1 protein-coding gene is annotated in these 208 nt (G+C 43.3%); it reads right to left on the minus strand.

What is annotated here, in order from left to right:
• Window positions 1-167: 6,7-dimethyl-8-ribityllumazine synthase (locus LKX83_RS33705; RefSeq protein WP_227887685.1), on the minus strand; the 167-nt coding region annotated here is incomplete at its 3' end.
• Window positions 168-208 lie beyond the last annotated feature (41 nt).

Genomic DNA, 208 nt, shown 5'->3' on the forward strand with positions numbered 1-208 from the left:
CCCGGTACCCAGGCCACCTCTACATTGTCTTCCTCCACACCATGACGCTTAAAGGCATCCAGTGCGCCGCTAAGTAGCTTGCCCGTAATAAATTCATTAAATCGTCCTACAACAATACCAATTCGAAGTCCTGTACCTACGAGATCACCTTCATATACTTTTGCCATGATATATCCTCCGTATCATTCATTTATAGTTTAAGTAGATG

Origin of the sequence: Cohnella baijiui, assembly GCF_020731285.1 — a bacterium.
GTDB lineage: Bacteria > Bacillota > Bacilli > Paenibacillales > Paenibacillaceae > Cohnella.